The sequence below is a fragment of the Nonomuraea typhae genome (assembly GCF_009760925.1).
Taxonomy (GTDB): Bacteria; Actinomycetota; Actinomycetes; order Streptosporangiales; family Streptosporangiaceae; genus Nonomuraea; species Nonomuraea typhae.
Genome location: NZ_VRLV01000006.1, coordinates 275,325 through 293,729, shown reverse-complemented (window position 1 = coordinate 293,729; position 18,405 = coordinate 275,325). Strand labels below are relative to the sequence as shown.

The 18,405-nt window shown below is 70.5% G+C and carries 16 protein-coding genes; 8 read left to right on the top strand and 8 right to left on the bottom strand.

What is annotated here, in order from left to right; genetic code table 11:
• Position 1: 1 nt before the first annotated feature.
• Entirely contained in the window at positions 2-883 is an 882-nt protein-coding gene (locus FVE25_RS24195) for a TatD family hydrolase (protein ID WP_157249321.1), read from the bottom strand.
• On the opposite strand from FVE25_RS24195, the gene FVE25_RS24190 reads away from it, so the two are divergent.
• Positions 882-3,881, top strand: a complete 3,000-nt coding sequence (locus tag FVE25_RS24190) for an AfsR/SARP family transcriptional regulator (protein ID WP_157249320.1) — start codon at positions 882-884, stop codon at positions 3,879-3,881. The genes FVE25_RS24195 and FVE25_RS24190 overlap by 2 nt on opposite strands.
• 35 nt (positions 3,882-3,916) lie before the next feature.
• Positions 3,917-5,128 (top strand): FAD-dependent monooxygenase, encoded by a 1,212-nt coding sequence (locus FVE25_RS24185; RefSeq protein ID WP_157249319.1) that lies wholly within the window; start codon positions 3,917-3,919, stop codon positions 5,126-5,128.
• Here FVE25_RS24185 and metG read toward each other — a convergent pair.
• Positions 5,064-6,854, bottom strand: coding sequence for a methionine--tRNA ligase (metG, locus tag FVE25_RS24180; protein WP_157249318.1), 1,791 nt, complete (start codon positions 6,852-6,854; stop codon positions 5,064-5,066). The genes FVE25_RS24185 and metG overlap by 65 nt on opposite strands.
• A 73-nt stretch (positions 6,855-6,927) precedes the next feature.
• Between metG and FVE25_RS24175 the strand changes: the two genes are divergently transcribed.
• The 4 genes from FVE25_RS24175 (at position 6,928) to FVE25_RS24160 (ending at position 9,513) form a co-directional block, all read left to right on the top strand.
• Complete coding sequence (locus tag FVE25_RS24175; RefSeq protein ID WP_157249317.1) at positions 6,928-7,500, top strand: TetR/AcrR family transcriptional regulator; 573 nt, start codon at positions 6,928-6,930, stop codon at positions 7,498-7,500.
• A gap of 56 nt (positions 7,501-7,556) precedes the next feature.
• Positions 7,557-8,756: a Cmx/CmrA family chloramphenicol efflux MFS transporter gene (locus FVE25_RS24170; RefSeq protein WP_157249316.1), complete on the top strand. Its 1,200-nt coding sequence runs from the start codon at positions 7,557-7,559 to the stop codon at positions 8,754-8,756.
• Positions 8,757-8,860: 104 nt separating this feature from the next.
• On the top strand, positions 8,861-9,082 hold the full coding sequence (locus FVE25_RS24165; RefSeq protein ID WP_157249315.1) for a type II toxin-antitoxin system VapB family antitoxin: 222 nt from the start codon (positions 8,861-8,863) through the stop codon (positions 9,080-9,082).
• Positions 9,079-9,513, top strand: a complete 435-nt coding sequence (locus FVE25_RS24160; RefSeq protein ID WP_181019695.1) for a PIN domain-containing protein — start codon at positions 9,079-9,081, stop codon at positions 9,511-9,513. Before FVE25_RS24165 ends, FVE25_RS24160 begins: the two co-directional genes overlap by 4 nt.
• 16 nt (positions 9,514-9,529) lie before the next feature.
• On the opposite strand, the gene FVE25_RS24155 is transcribed toward FVE25_RS24160, so the two are convergent.
• A complete protein-coding gene (locus FVE25_RS24155; RefSeq protein WP_157249314.1) occupies positions 9,530-11,158 on the bottom strand; it encodes an amidase in 1,629 nt (542 codons plus the stop codon).
• A gap of 87 nt (positions 11,159-11,245) precedes the next feature.
• Complete coding sequence (locus FVE25_RS24150; protein ID WP_157249313.1) at positions 11,246-11,506, bottom strand: hypothetical protein; 261 nt, start codon at positions 11,504-11,506, stop codon at positions 11,246-11,248.
• Between the two features lie 175 nt (positions 11,507-11,681).
• On the opposite strand from FVE25_RS24150, the gene FVE25_RS24145 reads away from it, so the two are divergent.
• Positions 11,682-12,482 (top strand): alpha/beta fold hydrolase, encoded by an 801-nt coding sequence (locus FVE25_RS24145; protein WP_157249312.1) that lies wholly within the window; start codon positions 11,682-11,684, stop codon positions 12,480-12,482.
• Between the two features lie 153 nt (positions 12,483-12,635).
• Here FVE25_RS24145 and FVE25_RS53935 read toward each other — a convergent pair whose 3' ends face one another.
• The 3 genes from FVE25_RS53935 to FVE25_RS24130 form a co-directional block, all read right to left on the bottom strand.
• Positions 12,636-12,920 carry a hypothetical protein gene (locus tag FVE25_RS53935; RefSeq protein ID WP_181019694.1) on the bottom strand — a complete coding sequence of 95 codons (285 nt, stop codon included), beginning with the start codon at positions 12,918-12,920 and terminating at the stop codon, positions 12,636-12,638.
• A gap of 4 nt (positions 12,921-12,924) precedes the next feature.
• Complete coding sequence (locus FVE25_RS24140; RefSeq protein WP_181019693.1) at positions 12,925-13,569, bottom strand: hypothetical protein; 645 nt, start codon at positions 13,567-13,569, stop codon at positions 12,925-12,927.
• Between the two features lie 469 nt (positions 13,570-14,038).
• Positions 14,039-15,262, bottom strand: coding sequence for a glycosyltransferase family 2 protein (locus tag FVE25_RS24130; protein WP_181019692.1), 1,224 nt, complete (start codon positions 15,260-15,262; stop codon positions 14,039-14,041).
• 187 nt (positions 15,263-15,449) lie between these two features.
• Between FVE25_RS24130 and FVE25_RS24125 the strand changes: the two genes are divergently transcribed.
• Positions 15,450-16,883 carry a hypothetical protein gene (locus FVE25_RS24125; protein ID WP_246267347.1) on the top strand — a complete coding sequence of 478 codons (1,434 nt, stop codon included), beginning with the start codon at positions 15,450-15,452 and terminating at the stop codon, positions 16,881-16,883.
• On the opposite strand, the gene FVE25_RS24120 is transcribed toward FVE25_RS24125, so the two are convergent.
• Positions 16,834-18,405, bottom strand: coding sequence for a dolichyl-phosphate-mannose--protein mannosyltransferase (locus FVE25_RS24120; protein ID WP_343046155.1), 1,572 nt, complete (start codon positions 18,403-18,405; stop codon positions 16,834-16,836). The two genes, FVE25_RS24125 and FVE25_RS24120, sit on opposite strands and share 50 nt — an antisense overlap.

Below are 18,405 nucleotides of genomic sequence, written 5' to 3'. Positions count from 1 at the left end.
GTTACCACCGGCCGAACGCGGTGACGCCGTTGGCGCTGATCGCCTCGCACAACGCCTCCGGCTGGACGCCCTTGACCTCCGCCAGGCAGCGCAGCGTGAGCGGGATGAGGTAGGGGGCGTTGGGCTTGCCGCGGTGGGGCACCGGCGGCAGGTAGGGCGCGTCGGTCTCGACCAGCATCAGCTCCGCGGGCGCGACGGCCGCGGCCGCGCGCAGGTATCCGGCGTTCTTGTAGGTGACCGGACCCGAGAAAGACATGAAATATCCGGCGCTCGCGCACTTCTCGGCCATCTCCGCGTCCCCGGAGAAGCTGTGGAAGACCACCACCTCCGGCGCCCCCTCGGCGGCCAGCACCTTCAGCACGTCGTCGTGCGCGTCACGGTCGTGGATCACCAGCGCCTTGCCGGTGCGCTTGGCGATCTCGATGTGCGCCGCGAAACTGGCGTGCTGGTCGTCCTTGGACGCCCAGTCGCGGTAGTAGTCGAGCCCGGTCTCCCCCACGGCCCGCACCTCGGCACGCCGGGCCAGCCGCTCGATCTCGGCCAGCACCTCGGGCGTAGCCGCGTGCGCCTCGTTCGGGTGGATCGCCACCCCCGCGTAGACCCCCTCGTGCGCGGCGGCCACCTCCGCGTTCCACTGCGAGGAGGGCAGGTCATACCCGATCGTCACCAGCCGGGTCACCCCCACAGAACGCGCGTCGGCCAGGATGCTCTCCACCGAGGCGGACGCCGCCTGCGCGGCCTGCGCCACCGGGTCGCCCGAGGACGCCTGCCGGTCGCCGACCATGATGTCGAGGTGGCAGTGGCTGTCGAAGACCTCGGCGGCCAGGGGTTCGGGAACGGCGGGACTCTTGCTCACGCGACCCAACCCTATAGTGGCTGCCATGCGGTTCGGCGTGCTCGGGGCGGTCCGCGCCTGGCGTGCGGACGGCGGCGAGGTGCCGCTCGGCGGTCCCGCCCGGCGCGCCCTGCTGGCCGCGCTCCTGCTGCGTCCCGGCCGCCCGGTCCCCGCCGAGCGCCTCATCGACGAGGTGTACGGCGAGCGTCCCCCGAAGGACGCGCACCACGCGATTCAGTCCCAGGTGTCCAGGTTGCGCCGCGACGGGATCGCGATCGAGCGGGCGGGCGCCGGATACCTGCTCCGGGTGGACCCCGACGACGTGGACGTGCACCGGTTCCTGCGCCTGGCCGCCGAGGGCGGGGAGGCGCTGTCCCGCGACGACCCGGTCCGGGCGGCTGAGCTGCTGCGCGAGGCGCTCGGCTGGTGGGCCGCGCCCGCGCCCACCGTACATCTGGAGGAGCGGCACCTCGCCGCGCTCGAGGACCTGGCCGAGGCCGACCTGCGGCGCGGCGCCCACGACGCCGCCCTGGCCACGCTCGGCGAGCTGGTCGAACGCCATCCGCTCCGCGAACGCCCGCGCGAGCAGCAGATGCGCGCCCTCAGGGCGGCCGGCCGACCCGTCGAGGCCCTGCTGGTCTACGAACGCACCCGGCGGCTGCTGGCCGAGGAACTGGGCGCCGACCCCTCGCCCGGGCTGGCCGCGCTCCACCAGGAGCTCCTGCGCGGCGAGCCCACGATCACGCGCCCGCCCGCCCATCAGCCCCTCACCAGCTTCGTCGGCCGCGACGAGGACGCCGCCCGGGTGGCGGAGCTGCTGTCCCGGGCCAGGCTCGTGACGCTGGTCGGCCCGGGCGGTGTCGGCAAAACCCGCCTGGCCACCGAAACAATCCAGAAATTTCCGGACACGCGGCTCATCGAACTCGCCCACCTCCGCGACGGCTCCGACCTCCCCCAGACGATCACCAGCGCCCTGGGCATCCGCGACGGCGACCTCATGGGCACGACCGCCCACGCCGAGCAGCCCGCCGCCCGGCTCGTCACCGCCCTGAAAGGCCGCGACCTCCTCCTCGTCCTCGACAACTGCGAGCAGATCGTCGAAGAGGCGGCCGCCCTCTCCGAACGCCTCCTGCGGGACTGCCCGGGCGTCCGCATCCTGGCCACCAGCCGCGAGCCCCTGGCCATCACCCCCGAACACCTCTGGCCCGTCCGCCCGCTCCCCCTCGACCAGGCGGTCGCCCTGTTCACCGACCGCGCCAAGGCCGTCCGCCCCGGCCTGGCCGCCACCCCGGCGATCGCGGCGATCTGCGCGAACCTCGACGGCCTCCCCCTGGCCATCGAACTGGCCGCCGCCCGCGTGCGCACGCACGAGCCGGAGGAACTGGCCGCCCGCCTGGAGTCCGAGCGGTTCGGGCTGCTGTCACGCGGCAGCCGTACCGCCGCCGAGCGCCACCGCACGCTGCACGCCGTCGTGGCCTGGAGCTGGGACCTGCTCACCCCCGACGAACAGACGATGGCCGCCAGGCTGACCGTCTTCGCGGGCGGCGCCACCGCCGCGGCCGCGCGGCGGGTCAGCGGCCTGCCGGACGCCGAGTCGCTGCTCGACAGCCTGGCCGACAAGTCGTTCGCCGACGTCGCGAACGGCCGCTACCGCATGCTCGCCACCATCCGCGACTTCTGCGCCGACCACCTCGACGACCCCGCCACGGTACGGCTGGCCCACGCGAGCCATTACCTGGACGTGGCCACGACGGCCGACCCCCACCTGCGCACCGGCGACCAGCTCACCTGGCTGAACGCCCTGGCAGAAGAGCACGCCGACCTGCGCCGGGCCCTGCGCTGGACGGTCGAGTCAGGCGCCCACGACCTGGGCATGCGCCTGCTGGGAGCCCAGGCGCAGTACCTGTGGATGCGCGGCCTGCGCAGTGCCGCCGCCCCGGAGGCCCGCGCCCTGCTGGAGCACGCGGAGGAGGAAGGCGACGACTACGTCCTGTGCGCCCTGATCGCCGGCGACCCCGACCACCTGCGCCGCGCCGCGGCCCTCGTCGAGAGGGGACACCGCCACCCCCTCCTCGCCTTCCTGTGGCCGCTGATGGCCGCCAACCTCCTGGGCCCCGGCAGCGTTCTCACTCTGCTCGCGAGGGCCGAGAGCGGCACCGACCCATGGCAGCGCGCGATGGCCCGGCTCATCCTGGCCTACCCTCAGATGGCCGACGCCCGGTTCGGCCAGGCCCGGGAAGCGCTCACCGGCGCCCTGAACGACTTCCGCGCCCTGGGCGACCGCTGGGGCGCCGCGCTGGCCCTCGACGCGCTCGGCTGGCTGGCCGCCACCACCGGCGACCGCACGACGGCGCTGGCCTGCACCAGCGAGGCGCTGACGCTGGCCGAGCACCTCGGCGCCGACGAGGACCACGCCGACCTGCTGTGCAACCGGGGTGACCTCCACCAGCTCGACGACCCGGCCGCCGCCCGCGCCGACTACGAGCGGGCGCTGGAGGTGGCCAGGCGCTCCGGCATCCCGACCTACCTGGCCGCCGCCCAGCGGGGTCTCGGCGACCTGGCCAGGCTGGCGGGAAACCTCCCGGAGGCCCGGGAACTCTACGAAAAGGCGCTGGCCGGGACCGACGCCGTCTGGATCAAGAGCGCGGGCAACCACGCCCGCCTGCTCACCGGCCTGGGACGGCTGGCCGCGGCGGAGGGCGACCCCGCGGCGGCCGCCTCCGCCTACCACCGGGCGATCACGCAGGCGGTGGTGACCGGCGCCGTCCCGGAGTGCGCCCGTGCCGTCGAGGCCCTGGCCGACCTGGCCCCGCCCGAGGAGGCCGCCCGTCTCCTCGGCGCCGCGACGGCCCTGCGCGGCTGCGCCGTACCCGATCGTGGGGAGCGGGCCGCGACCACGGCACGGCTCCGCGCGGCGCTGGGAGAGGAGACGTTCGCGGCGGCGCACGCGGCGGGCGCGCGGCTGACCAGGGCGCAGGCGCTGGCGCTCGCAGGTGTCCCGGAGGAGGTCGTCAGCGCCTCACCGCTCCTGGTGAGCGGCCGGTGAGCCATCGGTGAGCGCTGCCCGCGAGCGTGGCCGCCATGGACATCCTGATCTCCGGCGCGAGCGTCGCCGGCCCCGCCCTGGCCCTCATGCTGACCCGGTACGGCTTCCGGGTCACGATCGTGGAGCGGGCGCCCGGACCGCGTGACGGCGGCTACGCGGTCGACTTCCGCGGCCGGGCGCACCTGCGGGTGCTGCGTGAGATGGGCGTGCTGGCCGCCATCGAGCGCGAGCAGACGAACATGGGCGCGATGTGGAACGTGAACGAGTCCGGCAAGAAGCTGGTCAAGATGCCGGACGACATCTTCGCCGGCGACGTGGAGATCCTGCGCGGCGACCTGGCCCGCATCCTGTACGAGGCGACGCGCGGGGAGACCGAGTACGTCTTCGGCGACTCCATCGCCTCCCTGGACGAGGACGCCCACGGCGTGGCCGTCACCTTCGAGCGCGGCCCGACACGCCGCTTCGACCTGGTCGTCGGCGCCGACGGCCTGCACTCCGCGGTGCGCAGGCTGGCCTTCGGCCCGGAGGAGCGTTACGCCTCCTACCTGGGCCTGTACAACGCGGTGTTCACCACGCCCAACCACCTGAACCTCGACCACACGGGCCTGAGCCTGAGCCTGCCCAGAGGCCGGATGGCCGCCACCTACAGCGCTCGCGGCAACCGGGAGGCCAAGGCGGTGTTCTCCTTCGGCAGCGAGCCGCTCACCTACGACCGGCACGACGTCGAGCAGCAGCGGCGCATCCTCACCGACGTCTTCTCCGACGCCGGCTGGATCGTGCCCCGGCTCCTCGCCGACCTGCGCGAGGCCGACGACCTGTACTTCGACTCGATCAGCCAGATCCGCCTCGACCACTGGTCACGCGGCCGGGTGGTGCTGCTCGGCGATGCCGCCTGGTGCGCCTCGCCGCTGTCGGGCATGGGCACCGGCCTGGCGGCGGTGGGCGCGTACGTGCTGGCCGGCGAACTCGCCACCGCGGGCTTCCCCGAGGCGTTCGCCCGCTACGAGCAGATCATGCGCCCCTACGTGGCAGGGGCGCAGAAATCCGCCGAAGGCGTGGCCGGATTCATGGTCCCGAAGACGCGGGTGATGACCCACCTCATGAACCTGAGCTACCGGCTCCTGCCCTACCTGCCGTGGAAGGGCGCCATGGCCAGGTCCATCAGGAGGACCGCCGAGGCGGTCAGCCTTCCGGATTATCCAGCCGCGCCAGTTCCTCGTCGACGACCTTCGGATCGAGCTTCTTGAACAGCGGCACCGGCGGCGCGAGCGGGGTGCCCGGCTTGATCGGCCGGTGCTCCCAGCGCGCGCCGTCGTCGTAGTCGCCGGTGATGACGGGGTACGGCCGGCCGCCGTCCTCGTCCACCTCCCGGATCTCCGGCATGCCCGACCAGACGCCCTCGCCGCCGAGCATGGCGTGGACCTTGTTGGAGGAGGCGGGCAGGAACGGCGTGAGCATCGTCTTGGCGTCGTCGACCACCTGCAGAGCGGTGAACAGGATCGACTTCTGCCGCTCGGGGTCGTCCTTGAGCTTCCAGGGCTCCTGCTCGGCGAGGTACTTGTTGGCCTCACGGACCACGTCGAACGCCTCGGTGATGGCGTTCTTGAATCGCGAGCGGCCCAGCTCCGCGCCCACCGGGGCGAAGGCCCTGCGCGAGCGCTCCAGCAGCGCCCGGTCGGCGTCGGTCAGGTCGCCAGCCTCGGGGATGGCGCCGAAGTTCTTGGCCGCCATCGAGATCGACCGGTTGACCAGGTTGCCCCAGGCGGCGACCAGCTCGCCGTTGTTGCGGTTGACGAACTCCTGCCAGGTGAAGTCGGTGTCCTGGTTCTCCGGCCCGGCCACGGCGATGTAGTAGCGCAGGGCGTCGGCGTCGTAGCGGGCCAGGAAGTCGCGCACGTAGATGACGACCTGGCGCGAGGAGGAGAACTTCTTGCCCTCCATCGTCAGGAACTCGCTCGAGACCACCTCGGAGGGCACGTTGAGCGCGCCCAGCGAGCCGGCCTGGCCGCCCCTGGCGCCGATGCCGCTGTAGCCGAACAACATCGCCGGCCAGATCTCGGCGTGGAAGACGATGTTGTCCTTGCCCATGAAGTAGTAGCTCTTGGCGTCGGGGTTCTGCCACCACTGGCGCCAGGCTTCGGGGTCGCCGCTGCGCCTGGCCCACTCGACGCTGGCGCTGAGGTAGCCGATGACCGCGTCGAACCAGACGTAGAGCCGCTTGTTGGCCTGCTCGCTCCAGCCGTCGAGCGGGATCGGCACGCCCCAGTCGAGGTCACGGCTGATGGCCCGGGGCTGCAGGTCGCCGAGCAGGTTGAGGGCGAACTTGAGCACGTTGGGCCGCCAGTCGCCCTGCTTGGCCTGCAGGTAGGTGCCGAGCACCTCGGCGAAGGCGGGCAGGTCGAGCATGAAGTGCTCGGTCTCGACGAAGACCGGGGTCTCGCCGTTGATGCGGCTCTTGGGGTTGATCAGCTGGATCGGGTCGAGCTGGTTGCCGCAGTTGTCGCACTGGTCGCCACGGGCCCCGTCGTAGCCGCAGATGGGGCAGGTGCCCTCGATGTAGCGGTCGGGAAGGGTGCGCCCGGTCGATGGGGAGATGGCGCCCATCGTGGTCTTCGGGAAGATGTAGCCGTTGTCGAAGAGACCCTTGAAGATCTCCTGCGTGACGGCGTAGTGGTTCTGGGTCGTGGTCCGGGTGAACAGGTCGTAGGAGAGGCCGAGGCCGGTGAGGTCCTCGGCGATGACCCGGTTGTAGCGGTCGGCCAGCTCCCGGGCGGTGACCCCTTCCTTGTCCGCCTGGACCTGGATCGGGGTGCCGTGCTCGTCGGTGCCGGAGACCATCAGCACCTTGTTGCCCGCCATGCGCTGGTAGCGACTGAAGACGTCGGACGGCACGCCGAACCCGGAGACGTGCCCGATGTGGCGGGGGCCGTTGGCGTACGGCCACGCGACGGCGGTCAAGATGTGCTGGGACATGACCCTAAGCCTACGGCTTTCCGCCACCCGGAGTTATAGACAGTACAGTCCAAAAACGTGCTACCGTGATCGCATGGCACGACCGAGGCAGTTCGACGAGGAGCGGGCGGTGGACGCGGCCATGCGGGCGTTCATCCGCTCCGGCTACGAGGCCACCTCCACCCAGGACCTCTGCGAGGCCACCGGGCTCGGCCGCAGCAGCATCTACAACACCTTCACCAGCAAGCACGAGCTGTTCACCAAGGCGCTGCGCTACTACATGGACGTCAGGACCGCGACCATCATCGCGACCCTGGAGAGCGAGGTGCCCGTCCACGAGCGCATCGACACGTTGTTCCGCATGCTCCTCGAGCCGAAGGACGGCCTCCCGCCGGGCTGCCTGGTCGTGAACTCCATGATCGAACTGGCGCCGCACGACGCCGAGGTGGCCAAGCTCCTCAAGCGCGACTACGACCGCCGCTTCGCCGCCATCAGGACCGCCCTCGCCGCCGCTCAGGCCGCGGGCGAGATCTCACCGGACAAGGACCCGGGCGCGCTCGCCCACTTCGTCATCTCCTCGATCGGCGGCATGCAGGTCGCGCTGCGCGGCGGCGCCACGCCGGACACGGTCCGCTCGATCGCGCAGACGGTCCTGCAGGCCCTCTGAGCTTTTCCCTGCCCACATTTTGAACTGAACTATCTAAAACAAGGAGGACGGCCCCCATGCCTTTCGCCGTCTACGTGCTCGGATTGGCGATCTTCGCCATGGGAACCTCGGAGTTCATGCTCGCCGGGCTCCTCCCGGCCATGGCCCACGACCTCGGCGTGACCGTCCCCGACGCGGGCCTGCTGATCTCGGCCTTCGCCGTCGGCATGGTCGTCGGCGCCCCCTTGCTCGCCGCCCTCACCCTGCGCTGGCCGCGCCGCCGTACCCTCTTGGCCTTTCTCGCGATCTTCATCGCGACCCACGTCGTCGGCGCCCTCGCACCCGGATACGAGGTGCTGTTCGCCACCCGGGTCGTCGGCGCCTTCGTCTACGCGGGCTTCTTCGGCGTCGCCGCCGCGACCGCCACCAGCATGGTCTCCCCCGACGTCCGCGCCAGGGCCCTGGCGATCGTGGTCGGCGGCATCACGCTCTCCACCGTCCTCGGCGTCCCCGCCGGCACCCTCATCAGCCAGTACGCCGACTGGCGCGCCGCCTTCTGGACCGTCGCCGCCCTCACCGCCGTCGCCTTCGCCGGGATCCTGGCCCGCGTCCCCGCCGTCCGCACCGACCCCCAGCGGCCGCCGCGCCTGCGCGACGAACTGCGGGCCATGGCCAACGTGCGGCTCTGGATCACCTACGGCGCCGTCTCGCTGAGCTTCAGCTCCATGATGGCCAGCTTCAGCTACCTCGGCGCCCTGCTCGAGGACACCACCGGCCTGTCCGGCGGCTGGGTCTCCGCCGTGCTCGCCCTGTTCGGGCTGGGCAGCCTGATCGGCATCACCCTCGGCGGTCGTACGGCGGACGCCAGGCCGTTCACCACCTTCTACGTCGGCATGACCGGAGTCGTCCTCACCTCCGCCGCCCTCGCGCTCACCGCCTCCTCCCCCGTGGCCGTGATCGTGCTCGTCCTGTTGATGGGCGTGGCCGGAATGGCCACGAACCCGGCCGTCAACGTCCGCGTGTACGCGCTGGCCGGATCCGCGGCCACCCTCGCCGGGTCCGTCACCGTCTCTGCGTTCAACATCGGCAACACCCTCGCACCCTGGCTGGCCGGGCTGGCGATCAGCGCCGGATTCGGGTACCCGTCCGTGGGCTGGGTGGGCGCCGCCATGGCCCTGGGCGCCCTGGCCTTGGGAGCCCTGGCCCACGCACTGCACCGCCGTACCTCCGCCACGACGTCCGCTTCGGCCCGGGTGCCGGTCGCAACCACGCGTTAGGCTGTTTCGTATATCAGCGCGGCCAGGAAGGGGATATACCAGAGGGCTATATTGATCTAGTCGTCAACGCGATAGGATATATACTCAAGCAAGGGAGGTGGCCCTTGGCCAAGACCGTGATCGATTTGGACGACGACGCCCTCGCACTCGCCGCCGAAGAGCTCGGCACATCTACCAAGCGCGACACCGTGAACGCCGCACTGCGAGCGATCGCCAACCGGCGTGCCGCCAAGAACGCGCTCGCGCTGCTGGATGAACTCGCGATCGACCTGTCCGAGGACGCCTGGCAGATTCGGCACAAGACCCATCCCGGAGACGAGGCGTGAGCACCGTCTATCTCGTCGACAAATCCGCATGGGAGTGGGCTCGGCGAGACCCGGTCGCACGCGCCGACTTCACCCACATCGTCGGCGAGGGAATCACCGCCACCTGTCATGTGGCCACGATGGAGGTCCTCTATTCGGCCCGCAGCCCCGAGGAGTATGAACGACTGCGATTCCGCTGGGCATCGCTCGCCCAACTGCCAGACCCATCCGCCGGCACCTATGAAGCAGACATGGCATGGGTGATGGATCGGGCCATGGAAGTGCAGCGGCTCCTGACCGAAACCGGAGAATGGCGCAGGCCCGTGACGGACCTGATGATCGCCGCCTGCGCCGAGCGTGCCGGGGCGACCGTCCTGCACGTGGACAAGGACTATTCACTGATCGCCCAGGTGACCGGTCAGCCAGAGCGACGGCTCGCCACCTCGATGTGACCCTCGAGCGACCTGTCTAGCGGGCGGCTCCGTTCGGCTCTCCGCCGGCCGTACCCTGCTGGGCGGTTGTCGTGGTGACCCCCGAGTGCAGCGGTGCGACGGGAAGGAAGCGTGGCGGTTTGCGGACCCGGGTCGCCTGCTCGTAGGCGTAGGCGAGGCCGATGAGTCTCGGCTCCGACCAGCGCGCCCCGATGAACGACACCCCGATGGGCAGCTCGAAGGCGAACCCCGCGGGAACCGTGATGCTCGGGTAGCCCGAGACGGCGGCGGGCGTGGAGGTGCCGAGGACGAAGTGGTCGCCGTTGATCACGTCGGTCGGCCAGGCGGGGCTGCCGGTGGGCGCGATGATCGCGTCCAGGCGATGCGCCCGCAGCGTGTCGTCGATGGCCTTGCGCGCGAGCGTGGTGGCGGTCGTGCGAGCCTGCGCGCACGCGGCGTCGTCGCTGGTCGCCTCGGCCGTCTCGAACAACTCTTGTCCGAAGAACGGCATTTCGCGCCCGGCGTTGGCGCGGTTGAAGGCGATGAGTCCGGCCAGCGTTCTCGGGTGCTCGCCGGGGGTGGCGGCGAGATAGGCGTTGATGTCGCGCTTGAACTCGCACAGCAGCGCCGTGAACTCCGGTCCGGACACCCCGCCGATCCCCGGCAGGTCCGCGGGATCCACGACGGTGGCCCCGAGCTCGCGCAGCTTGGCGACGGCGCGGTCGAAGACGGCGTCGGTCTCGTTGCTCACCCCGACGTTGCCCTCACGCCACACCCCGACGCGTGCTCCGCGCAGCGCGCCCCGGTCCAGGAAGCGCGTGTAGTCGGCGGGGTTCTGCGCCTGCTGCGTCGGCGGGTCCGCGGGGTCGGCGCCCTGGATCGCGGCCAGCAGGACCGCGGTGTCGGTCACGTTGCGGGTCATCGGGCCCGCGGTGTCCTGCGCCGCGGAGATCGGCACGATTCCGGTACGGCTCACGCGTCCGATCGTGGGTTTGAGCCCGACCAGGGCGTTGGCCCCGCTGGGGCAGACGATGGAACCGTCGGTCTCGGTTCCGATGGCGACCGCGGCCAGCTGTGCGGCCACCGCCGTACCGGATCCCGAGCTCGATCCGCAGGGATTGCGGTCGAGCACGTACGGGTTGGCGGTCTGGCCGCCCACGGCGCTCCAGCCGCTCGCCGACTGCGTGGAGCGGAAGTTCGCCCACTCCGACAGGTTCGCCTTGCCCAGGAGAACCGCGCCACCCGCCCGCAGGCGGCCGACGATGAAGGCGTCCCTGGGCTTGGCCGCGCGCAGCGCCAGCGAACCCGCGGTGGTCGGCTGCCGGTCGCCGGTGCCGACGTTGTCCTTCAGCAGCATCGGGATCCCGTCCATCGGACCCAGGAGCCGCCGCTCGCGCCGGCGCTGGTCACTCTGCCGCGCCTGCGCCAGCGCGTCGGGGTTGACCGTGATGACAGCGTGCAGCTTGCCGTCGAGGCGCTCGATCCTGTCCAGGTACGCGCCGGTCAGTTCGACGGAGGTGAGCCTGCCGGCGTTCATCTCGCGCTGGAGCTCGGGGATGGTGGGCGTCTCCAGGTCGAGCCGCTGCTGGTGGGCCGGTGTCGCGCCGGCCAGTGCCACGGTCAGCAGAACGCTCGCCGATAAAGCCGCCGCCCGTTGCGATCGCATAACCGCCACCGCCTATCAAAGGGGGCAAATTTGACGCCTCCACCGAACAACTCCGGCGCCGCCCCGTCAAGCACCCGGGCCGGCGCCTCAGTCGGCCGGCCCCTCATCGCCAAAGGTGATCACGATGTCCCTGCCGTTGGCGTAGCTGACCACGGGCCGCTGGAGCATCTCGCCGGCGAGACGGGCCGCGCCCTGGAAGAGCTCGACCACGTCCGGGGTGTCGGCGCTCACCCTCCATCGTCCGGTGGCGAGGAGCTGCTGGGCGATGTGGGGAGCCATGCTCGCCTGGCCGCGCACCTGTTCGTCCGCAGTGAGAGGGGTACGGCGGAAGGCCGGTTCGTGGGTCATGGTTGATCTCCTCATGATCGATGTCTCCAGCATGCACGACGGGGATCAGAGGGATTCCCCGGGCCGGCGCCGCGGCCAAAACCGTGGCCTCCGGCGCTGAACGGTGACGCCGGCCCTGCCGTACACGACCTGACCCGCGCATTCTGCCCATCGCCCGCCCTGAAACGATGACGGCATGAAAGTGAACACCGGCACCCACTCCACCGTCCACATCCCCGCGCCCGGCGGTGGCCTGCTGTGGGCGGAGCGCAGGGGCGCCGGCAGTCCGGTGGTGCTGCTCCACGGTGCCGGCATGGACTCCCGCCTGTGGGATGCCATCGTCCCCGAACTGAGCCGCCACCACGACGTCATCCGCTACGACGCCCGCGGCCTGGGACAATCCACCCCACCCGACAAGCCGTTCGACGACCTCGACGACCTGCGCACCGTCCTGGACCACTTTGGCCTGCCCCAGGCCGCGCTGGTGGGCCTCAGCATGGGCGGCGAGACCGCACTGGACTTCACCCTCACCCACCCCGGACGCGTCACCGCGCTGGCCCTGATCGGCACCTCCGTCAGCGGCCACACCTGGCCGGCCGACGCCCAGACCACCGCCTATGCCGCCGCCCGCCGGCAGGAGAACGCCACGGCGCTGGCCGAACTGGAACTGTCGATCTGGGCACCCATGGGACGTTCGGCCCCGGGCGGAGCGCTCATCGAGACGATGGTCGAACACAACGCGACCCGGCGCATCACCAGCGAACGCCACCTCGCGTACTTCCCGGAGCGCGAGGCCGCATCCCGGCTCGGCCACATCACCGCGCCCACCCTGGTCGTCCACGGCGACCGCGACCACCCGGAGATCACGGTGATCGCCGAACGCCTCGTCACCGGCATCCCCGACGCCCACGGCCAAGCCGTTCCGGACGCCGACCACTACCTTCCGCTACGCACCCCGGACCACCTCGCCGGGCTGCTGCTCACCCACCTGTCTTGACCCGACGGGCCTGCCTGGGGGCGCGTCTCGTGGTCGGGTGAGCCAGTTGTCGATCGCTGCGCATTCAGCCTCTGGCTCCACACCTGCCATCGCCATCGGGCACCCACGGCACACGCAGGCCACCCATCCGCCAGCCGCGTCGTATCCCACCTCTCAGGTCCATACGCCTAAAGGGTGTTCAGAAGTCGCGCGAGGGCTGGCGCCGTAGCAGGCAGCCAGCCAGATCGTGACTTCCCAGGCGATGCGGCCGAGGTCGTGCTGGACGGTCAGCTCGTGCTCGCGGTAGCGCGCGTCTCGCAGTTCCAGCTCGTCGATCAGGTTGCCGTCCGGGATCAGGGTGCGCAGCCACGGCATCCGGAGCACCTCGGCGGGGAACGCCTGGAGTTTGCGCCCGGTCAGGTCGAAGTGCGCTGCCCGGTCGGCCAGAGCCCGGGACACGTGATCACTCGCCGACTCGGCCACCGTCCAGGGCTCCGGACCGCAGGACCGGCAGCCCGGCCCGCAACCGGTCCAGGAACTCGTCGACGTTCAGGCAGCGGTCCTCCGCGTCGACGACCTCGGGCACGAACGCCTCGGCGATGCTGTCCCCGACGGCGAAGTCGGCGTCGTCGTCATCGTCGTAATTGTTCACCCAGCGCCCGCCGGGGGCGTACACGTCCATGGCGTGGTCGTAGTCGATCACCCAAGGGGTATCGACGATCCCGGTCCGCAAAGAGCCGTGGTTGTACCAGCCGTAGACCAGGTGGGTGAAGGCGCCGTCGTGGATGTAGATCTCCGCTTCGCCGCCCTCCAGGGTCTCGGCCTTGGTGTAACCGCCGACGTACAGGCCGGGCCGGTCCGCATAGAGCGCGATCGGGCCGTTGACCGTCAGATCGCCGGTGACCACGATCAACTCGACGTCGCCGCCGCGCAGTTCGTTGACGGCGTCCAGGAAATCCCCATCGAGGGTGAGGTCGCCGTCGAAGAACAGCACCTCGGCGTAGCCAGGCGACGCTCCCGCACCCTCGAACACCGCGGACAACGCGCCACCCAGGCGGGCATCGGCATCGGCATAGGGCAGGGACGCGGGGATGGCAGTGATCGGCATGGGGAAGAGCATAGGTCCGTGTGCCGGCCCCGACCTGGCCGTGGCACCCGGATGGCGGCCATCACCGCCAGGAACTACGGCGCGTCCCCGCGCCGACCGGCCGTCAGCACCAGCGCCAGTATCCGCTGATGCTGCTCACACGCCAGGTGCAGCTTGGTCGGCCAGCCGCCCCGTGAACGACCCAGTGCATGGTCGGCAGGCTCGACTCCCCGCGCGCTGCCAGCGGCGAAACAGGCTGTAGACCGCCTGCCAGGTGTCGTAGCACTCGGGCACGTCCCGCCTAGCGGATCCCGTCGATCAGCCGGCGCTTGCTCCACCGCGAGGGCCGGCCCGGGCCCTTGGGCGTGGGCAGCAGCGGCTCCGGCCGCGCCCATCGGAGACCTCTCTGCTTACCCGGCTACGACACGCCGTTGATCGTCTTTGAGACACGTCCTAGCCGCAGGCGCGCGCGGAGCGGAGCGGCTGGCCCTTAGTGCGTCTTGGAGTCCTCGCGGGAAACCGCCTCGGCCGCTTCCTCGGCCACGATGGCCGCGTGGTCGATCGGGTTCTCGCGGGTGCGCCGGATCCCCAGGATGCTGATGAACAGCGAGGCGAAGATGGTCTGGAAGCTCATGACGAACGCCGTCGCCGCCGGCACCACGAGGCGCAGGGATTCGCGCGGGTCCAGTTCGCCGAAGCTGCGTACCTGCCAGTGCACCAGCGACATGACCAGGCCGATGAGGCCCGCCAGGGCCAGCAGGCCGCCGACGACGAGCCCCTTTTCCAGGGTCACGATGCTGATGAGTTTCCGCACCCGGGGCGACTCGGGCAGGAAGCCTTCCTCTGCCGCGTACACCTTGGTGAACAGCGCGAACAGCGCCGCCTGGAATCCGATGACCACCATGGCCGACGCCCCTACGAGGGTGTCGACGTCGAAGGCGAGCTGCCCGATGCGGACGGGGCCGAAGGTCAGGGCGGTGCCGGCGATCAGGCCGACCAGCATGAGCGCGAGGCCGGGGATGAAGAACAGCCACTTGGGGCTGTACAGCAGCAGGAACCGCAGGTGGCGCCAGCCGTCGCGCCAGGAGCGCAGGTGCGGCGGGCGGGAGCGGCCGTCGGGCGAGAGGGTGGTGGGCACCTCGCGCACGTCCAGCCCCTGCAGGGTGGATTTGACGACCATCTCGCTGGCGAACTCCATGCCGCCGGTCTGCAGCCCGAGCCGCAGGATGGAGTCACGGCGGAACCCGCGCAGGCCGCAGTGGAAGTCGCCGATGGCGCTGGGGAAGAACAGGCGCCCGACGAAGGACAGGACGGGGTTGCCGAGGTAGCGGTGCAGCGGCGGCATGGCGCCGGGGGCGATGCCGCCCTTGAAGCGGTTGCCCATCACGAGGTCGGCGCCGTCACGCAGTTGCTCGACGAAGGGCAGCAGGCCGGTGAAGTCATAGGAGTCGTCGGCGTCGCCCATGATGACGTACTTGCCACGGGCCGCCCGGATGCCGCCTATCAGGGCGTTGCCGTATCCCTTCGCGTCAACGTGGACCACGCGGGCGCCGGCGTCGCGGGCGAGCTGCTGGGAACCGTCGGTGCTGCCGTTGTCGGCGATGAGCACCTCGCCCTCGATTCCGTGCTCCTCCATGCACGCAAGCGCCTTGCGGACACAGACTTCCACGGTCTCCGCCTCATTGAGGCAGGGCATGACCACCGTCAGTTCCACGTCACAACCCTTCCAGTCATGGCACGTCCAGCACACCATCATGCCGTCTGCCCACCCATGCTCGGGTCAAGTCCGAAAAACGCCTGGCATCCTTGATGCCATGGTGAGCGTCGCGGAGATAACCCCTGTGGACCACTCCGCCCCAGGCCGGACCGCGCGTCTTCGCTCGTTTTTGCGCCGTCATCGGGTGTTCGCCGCAGCGTTCGCCGTGGGCGGGTTGCTGCGGCTGATCACCATGCTCGGGTACGGCCCGGCGATGTGGTTCAACGACTCCTACGAATACGTCTCGGTGGCGCTGCACCCGCGGCCGCACCCGATCCGGCCGGATGGCTACGGCTTCTGGCTGCTGGCGTTGAAGCCGTTCCACAGTTTCGCGCTCGTGACGTTCACGCAGCATCTCATGGGTTTGGCCGCGGCGGTACTGATCTACGCGCTTCTGCGGAGAAAGTTCGGCCTGCCGACGTGGGGGGCGACGCTGGCGGCGGCGCCGATGTTGTTCGACGCCTACCAGATCCAGCTCGAGCAGCTGATCATGTCGGATGCGATGTTCACGCTGCTGGTCGTGGGCGTGATCACGCTGGTGTTGTGGCACCGGCGGATGTCGTGGAAGGTCGGCGCGGTGGTGGGGCTGCTGCTGGCGCTCACGTGGCTGACGCGGTCGATCGGGTTGCCGATCCTGGCGCTGGTCGTGGCCTACATGCTGGTGAAGCGGGTGGGGTGGCGGCCGATCGTGGCGATGATCACGGCGTGCGCGATTCCGGTGCTCGGCTATATGGCCTGGTTCTCCACAAACTTCGGTAAATTCGCGATGACCAACAGCGACGGGCTCATCCTCTACATGCGCACCGCCATCTTCGCCGACTGCGCCAAGATGAAGATCGACCCGCGCAAGGAACTCGAGCTCGCCCTCCTGTGCATCGAGGAGCCGGTGGACCAGCGCCCCGAGTACGCCCAGTGGTATCTGTGGCGGTCGGAGTACGGCCAGCCGCTCCACCGCCTGGGCGGCAAGACGTTCGAGTCGGTCAAGAACGACGCGGCCAGCAAGTTCGCCCAGCGCGCGATCCTGTCGCAGCCCGGCGACTACTTCCAGATCGTGGCCCGCGACTTCATGCGTTCCTTCCACTGGGGCCGGCCGACCTTCCCCGATCCCGCCACGTTCAACATGTACGAGTTCCGCCCGTACTACCAGCTCGTCGACGGGGCGCCGAAACGCCTGCCCACCTGGCCGTCGTACCAGGGCCGCACCGACACCGACGCCTACGCCTACGAGCAGGGCCCGCCGGAGACCAAGATCGTCAGCCCGTGGGCGGAGATCATGAGCGGCTATCAGAAGGTGTTCTATCTGCGCGGCATCATGCTCGGCGGCATTCTGCTGATCGGCCTGTACGGCGTGGCCGTGCGCTGGCGTAGGTGGGGCGGCCCGGTGGCGCTGCCCTGGCTGGCCTCGTTCGGGCTGCTCCTGGCTCCGGCGGCGACGGCGGAGTTCGACTACCGGTACGTGCTGCCGGCCGTACCTCTGGCCTGTGTCGCGGCGGCGATCACGCTGCGCCACGGCGTCAGGCGCAAGAAGGTCACACCCACGAGCGCATCAGCATCCGAGCCCACCACTGCGCGTGCGTGATCGTCTCCGAGGACAGGATCGGGTACAACCACCAGAAGTTGATCAGCACGATCAGCGCGAAGGCTCCGACGGCGGCGCCGCCACCGGCCCGGCGCGTGGGCGTGGCGTCCTGTTTGCCCAGGACGAGCCCGGCGGCGAGGGCGAGCGCCATGGCCATGAACGGCACCAGCGGCACCATGTAGAACAGGTACATGGTGCGCTTGTCGGCCAGCCAGTAGTACAGCCAGGGCAGCCACCCGGCGGCGTAGGTGAGCAGCACGGCCCCGGCCCGCCAGTCGCGGGTGGCGACGTACCAGACGACGAGGGCGAGCAGCGCGAACAGCGCGGCGTACCACAGGGCGGGCGTGCCGACTCCGAGCACGGCCTGGGAGCACTTGTCGGCCCCGCACGCCGACGGCGGCAGGTCGCCCTCGTAGTGGAAGGAGACGGGCCGGCTGAGCACCAGCCACTCCCAGGGCTTGGACTGGTAGGTGTGCCCGTCGCTGAGCCCGGTGTGGTAGCCGAGCACCTCGAGGTTGTACTTGACCCAGGAGCGCACGGAGTCGAGCACGAAGAAGAGCGGCCCGGACGAGGTGGCCTGTTCCCAGTTGCGCCCCCATCCGTGGGCGGAGGCGAACCAGCCGCTCCAGGAGAGCGTGAAGACCGCCGCCGGGACCGCGGCCAGCGCGCCGAGCGCCGGGGTCAGGTCGAGGGTGAAGACCCCCTTGTACGGCCGGCGCAGCCCGACGGCCCGCCGGGCGCCGAGGTCCCAGGCCAGCGTCAGCAGGGCGAAGGCCACCAGGAACGGCAATCCCGACCATTTGACCGCGCAGGCCGCGCCGAGGCAGGCGCCGGCGGCGATGCGCCAGGGCCGCCACCCGAGGCGCGGCCCTTCGCCGGACAGGGGCGAGCGTTCGTACCAGTCGGCCAGCCGCTGCCGGGCGTGGTCGCGGTCGGCGACGAGGCAGGCGAACCCGGCCAGCACCCAGAATCCGACGAAGATGTCGAGCAGCGCGGTGCGCGAGAGCACGAAGTGCAGGCCGTCGAGGGCCAGCAGCAGTCCGGCCAGCCCGCCGAGCAGTGTCGAGCGGGTCATCCTGCGCACGACCCTGGCCAGGATGAGGATGGACAGCGTGCCCACGACGGCGGCCATGAAGCGCCAGCCGAACGGGTTCATGCCGAACATCCATTCGCCGAGGCCGATCATCCACTTGCCGAGCGGCGGGTGGGCGACGTAGCTGGCGCATTCCGAGGATTCTGTGCACTTCTTGAAGATGTCGAGGTTGCCGGTGATGAGCCGCTGGTCGGCGATGGGGTTTTTGGAGTCGCCGAGGAAGGTCCGCTCGACGCCGTACTTGAGCAGCGAGTAGGCGTCCTTGGCGTAGTACGTCTCGTCGAAGACGACGCTGTGCGGCTGACCCAGCCGGGTGAAGCGCAGGATTCCCCCGAAGACGGCGACCAGGAGCGGCCCCAGCCAGCCCCAGAGCGCTCCTTCCTGCATCGGCGGAACCAGCCGCTGTGCGGAAACCCCCCAGTTCTTCAC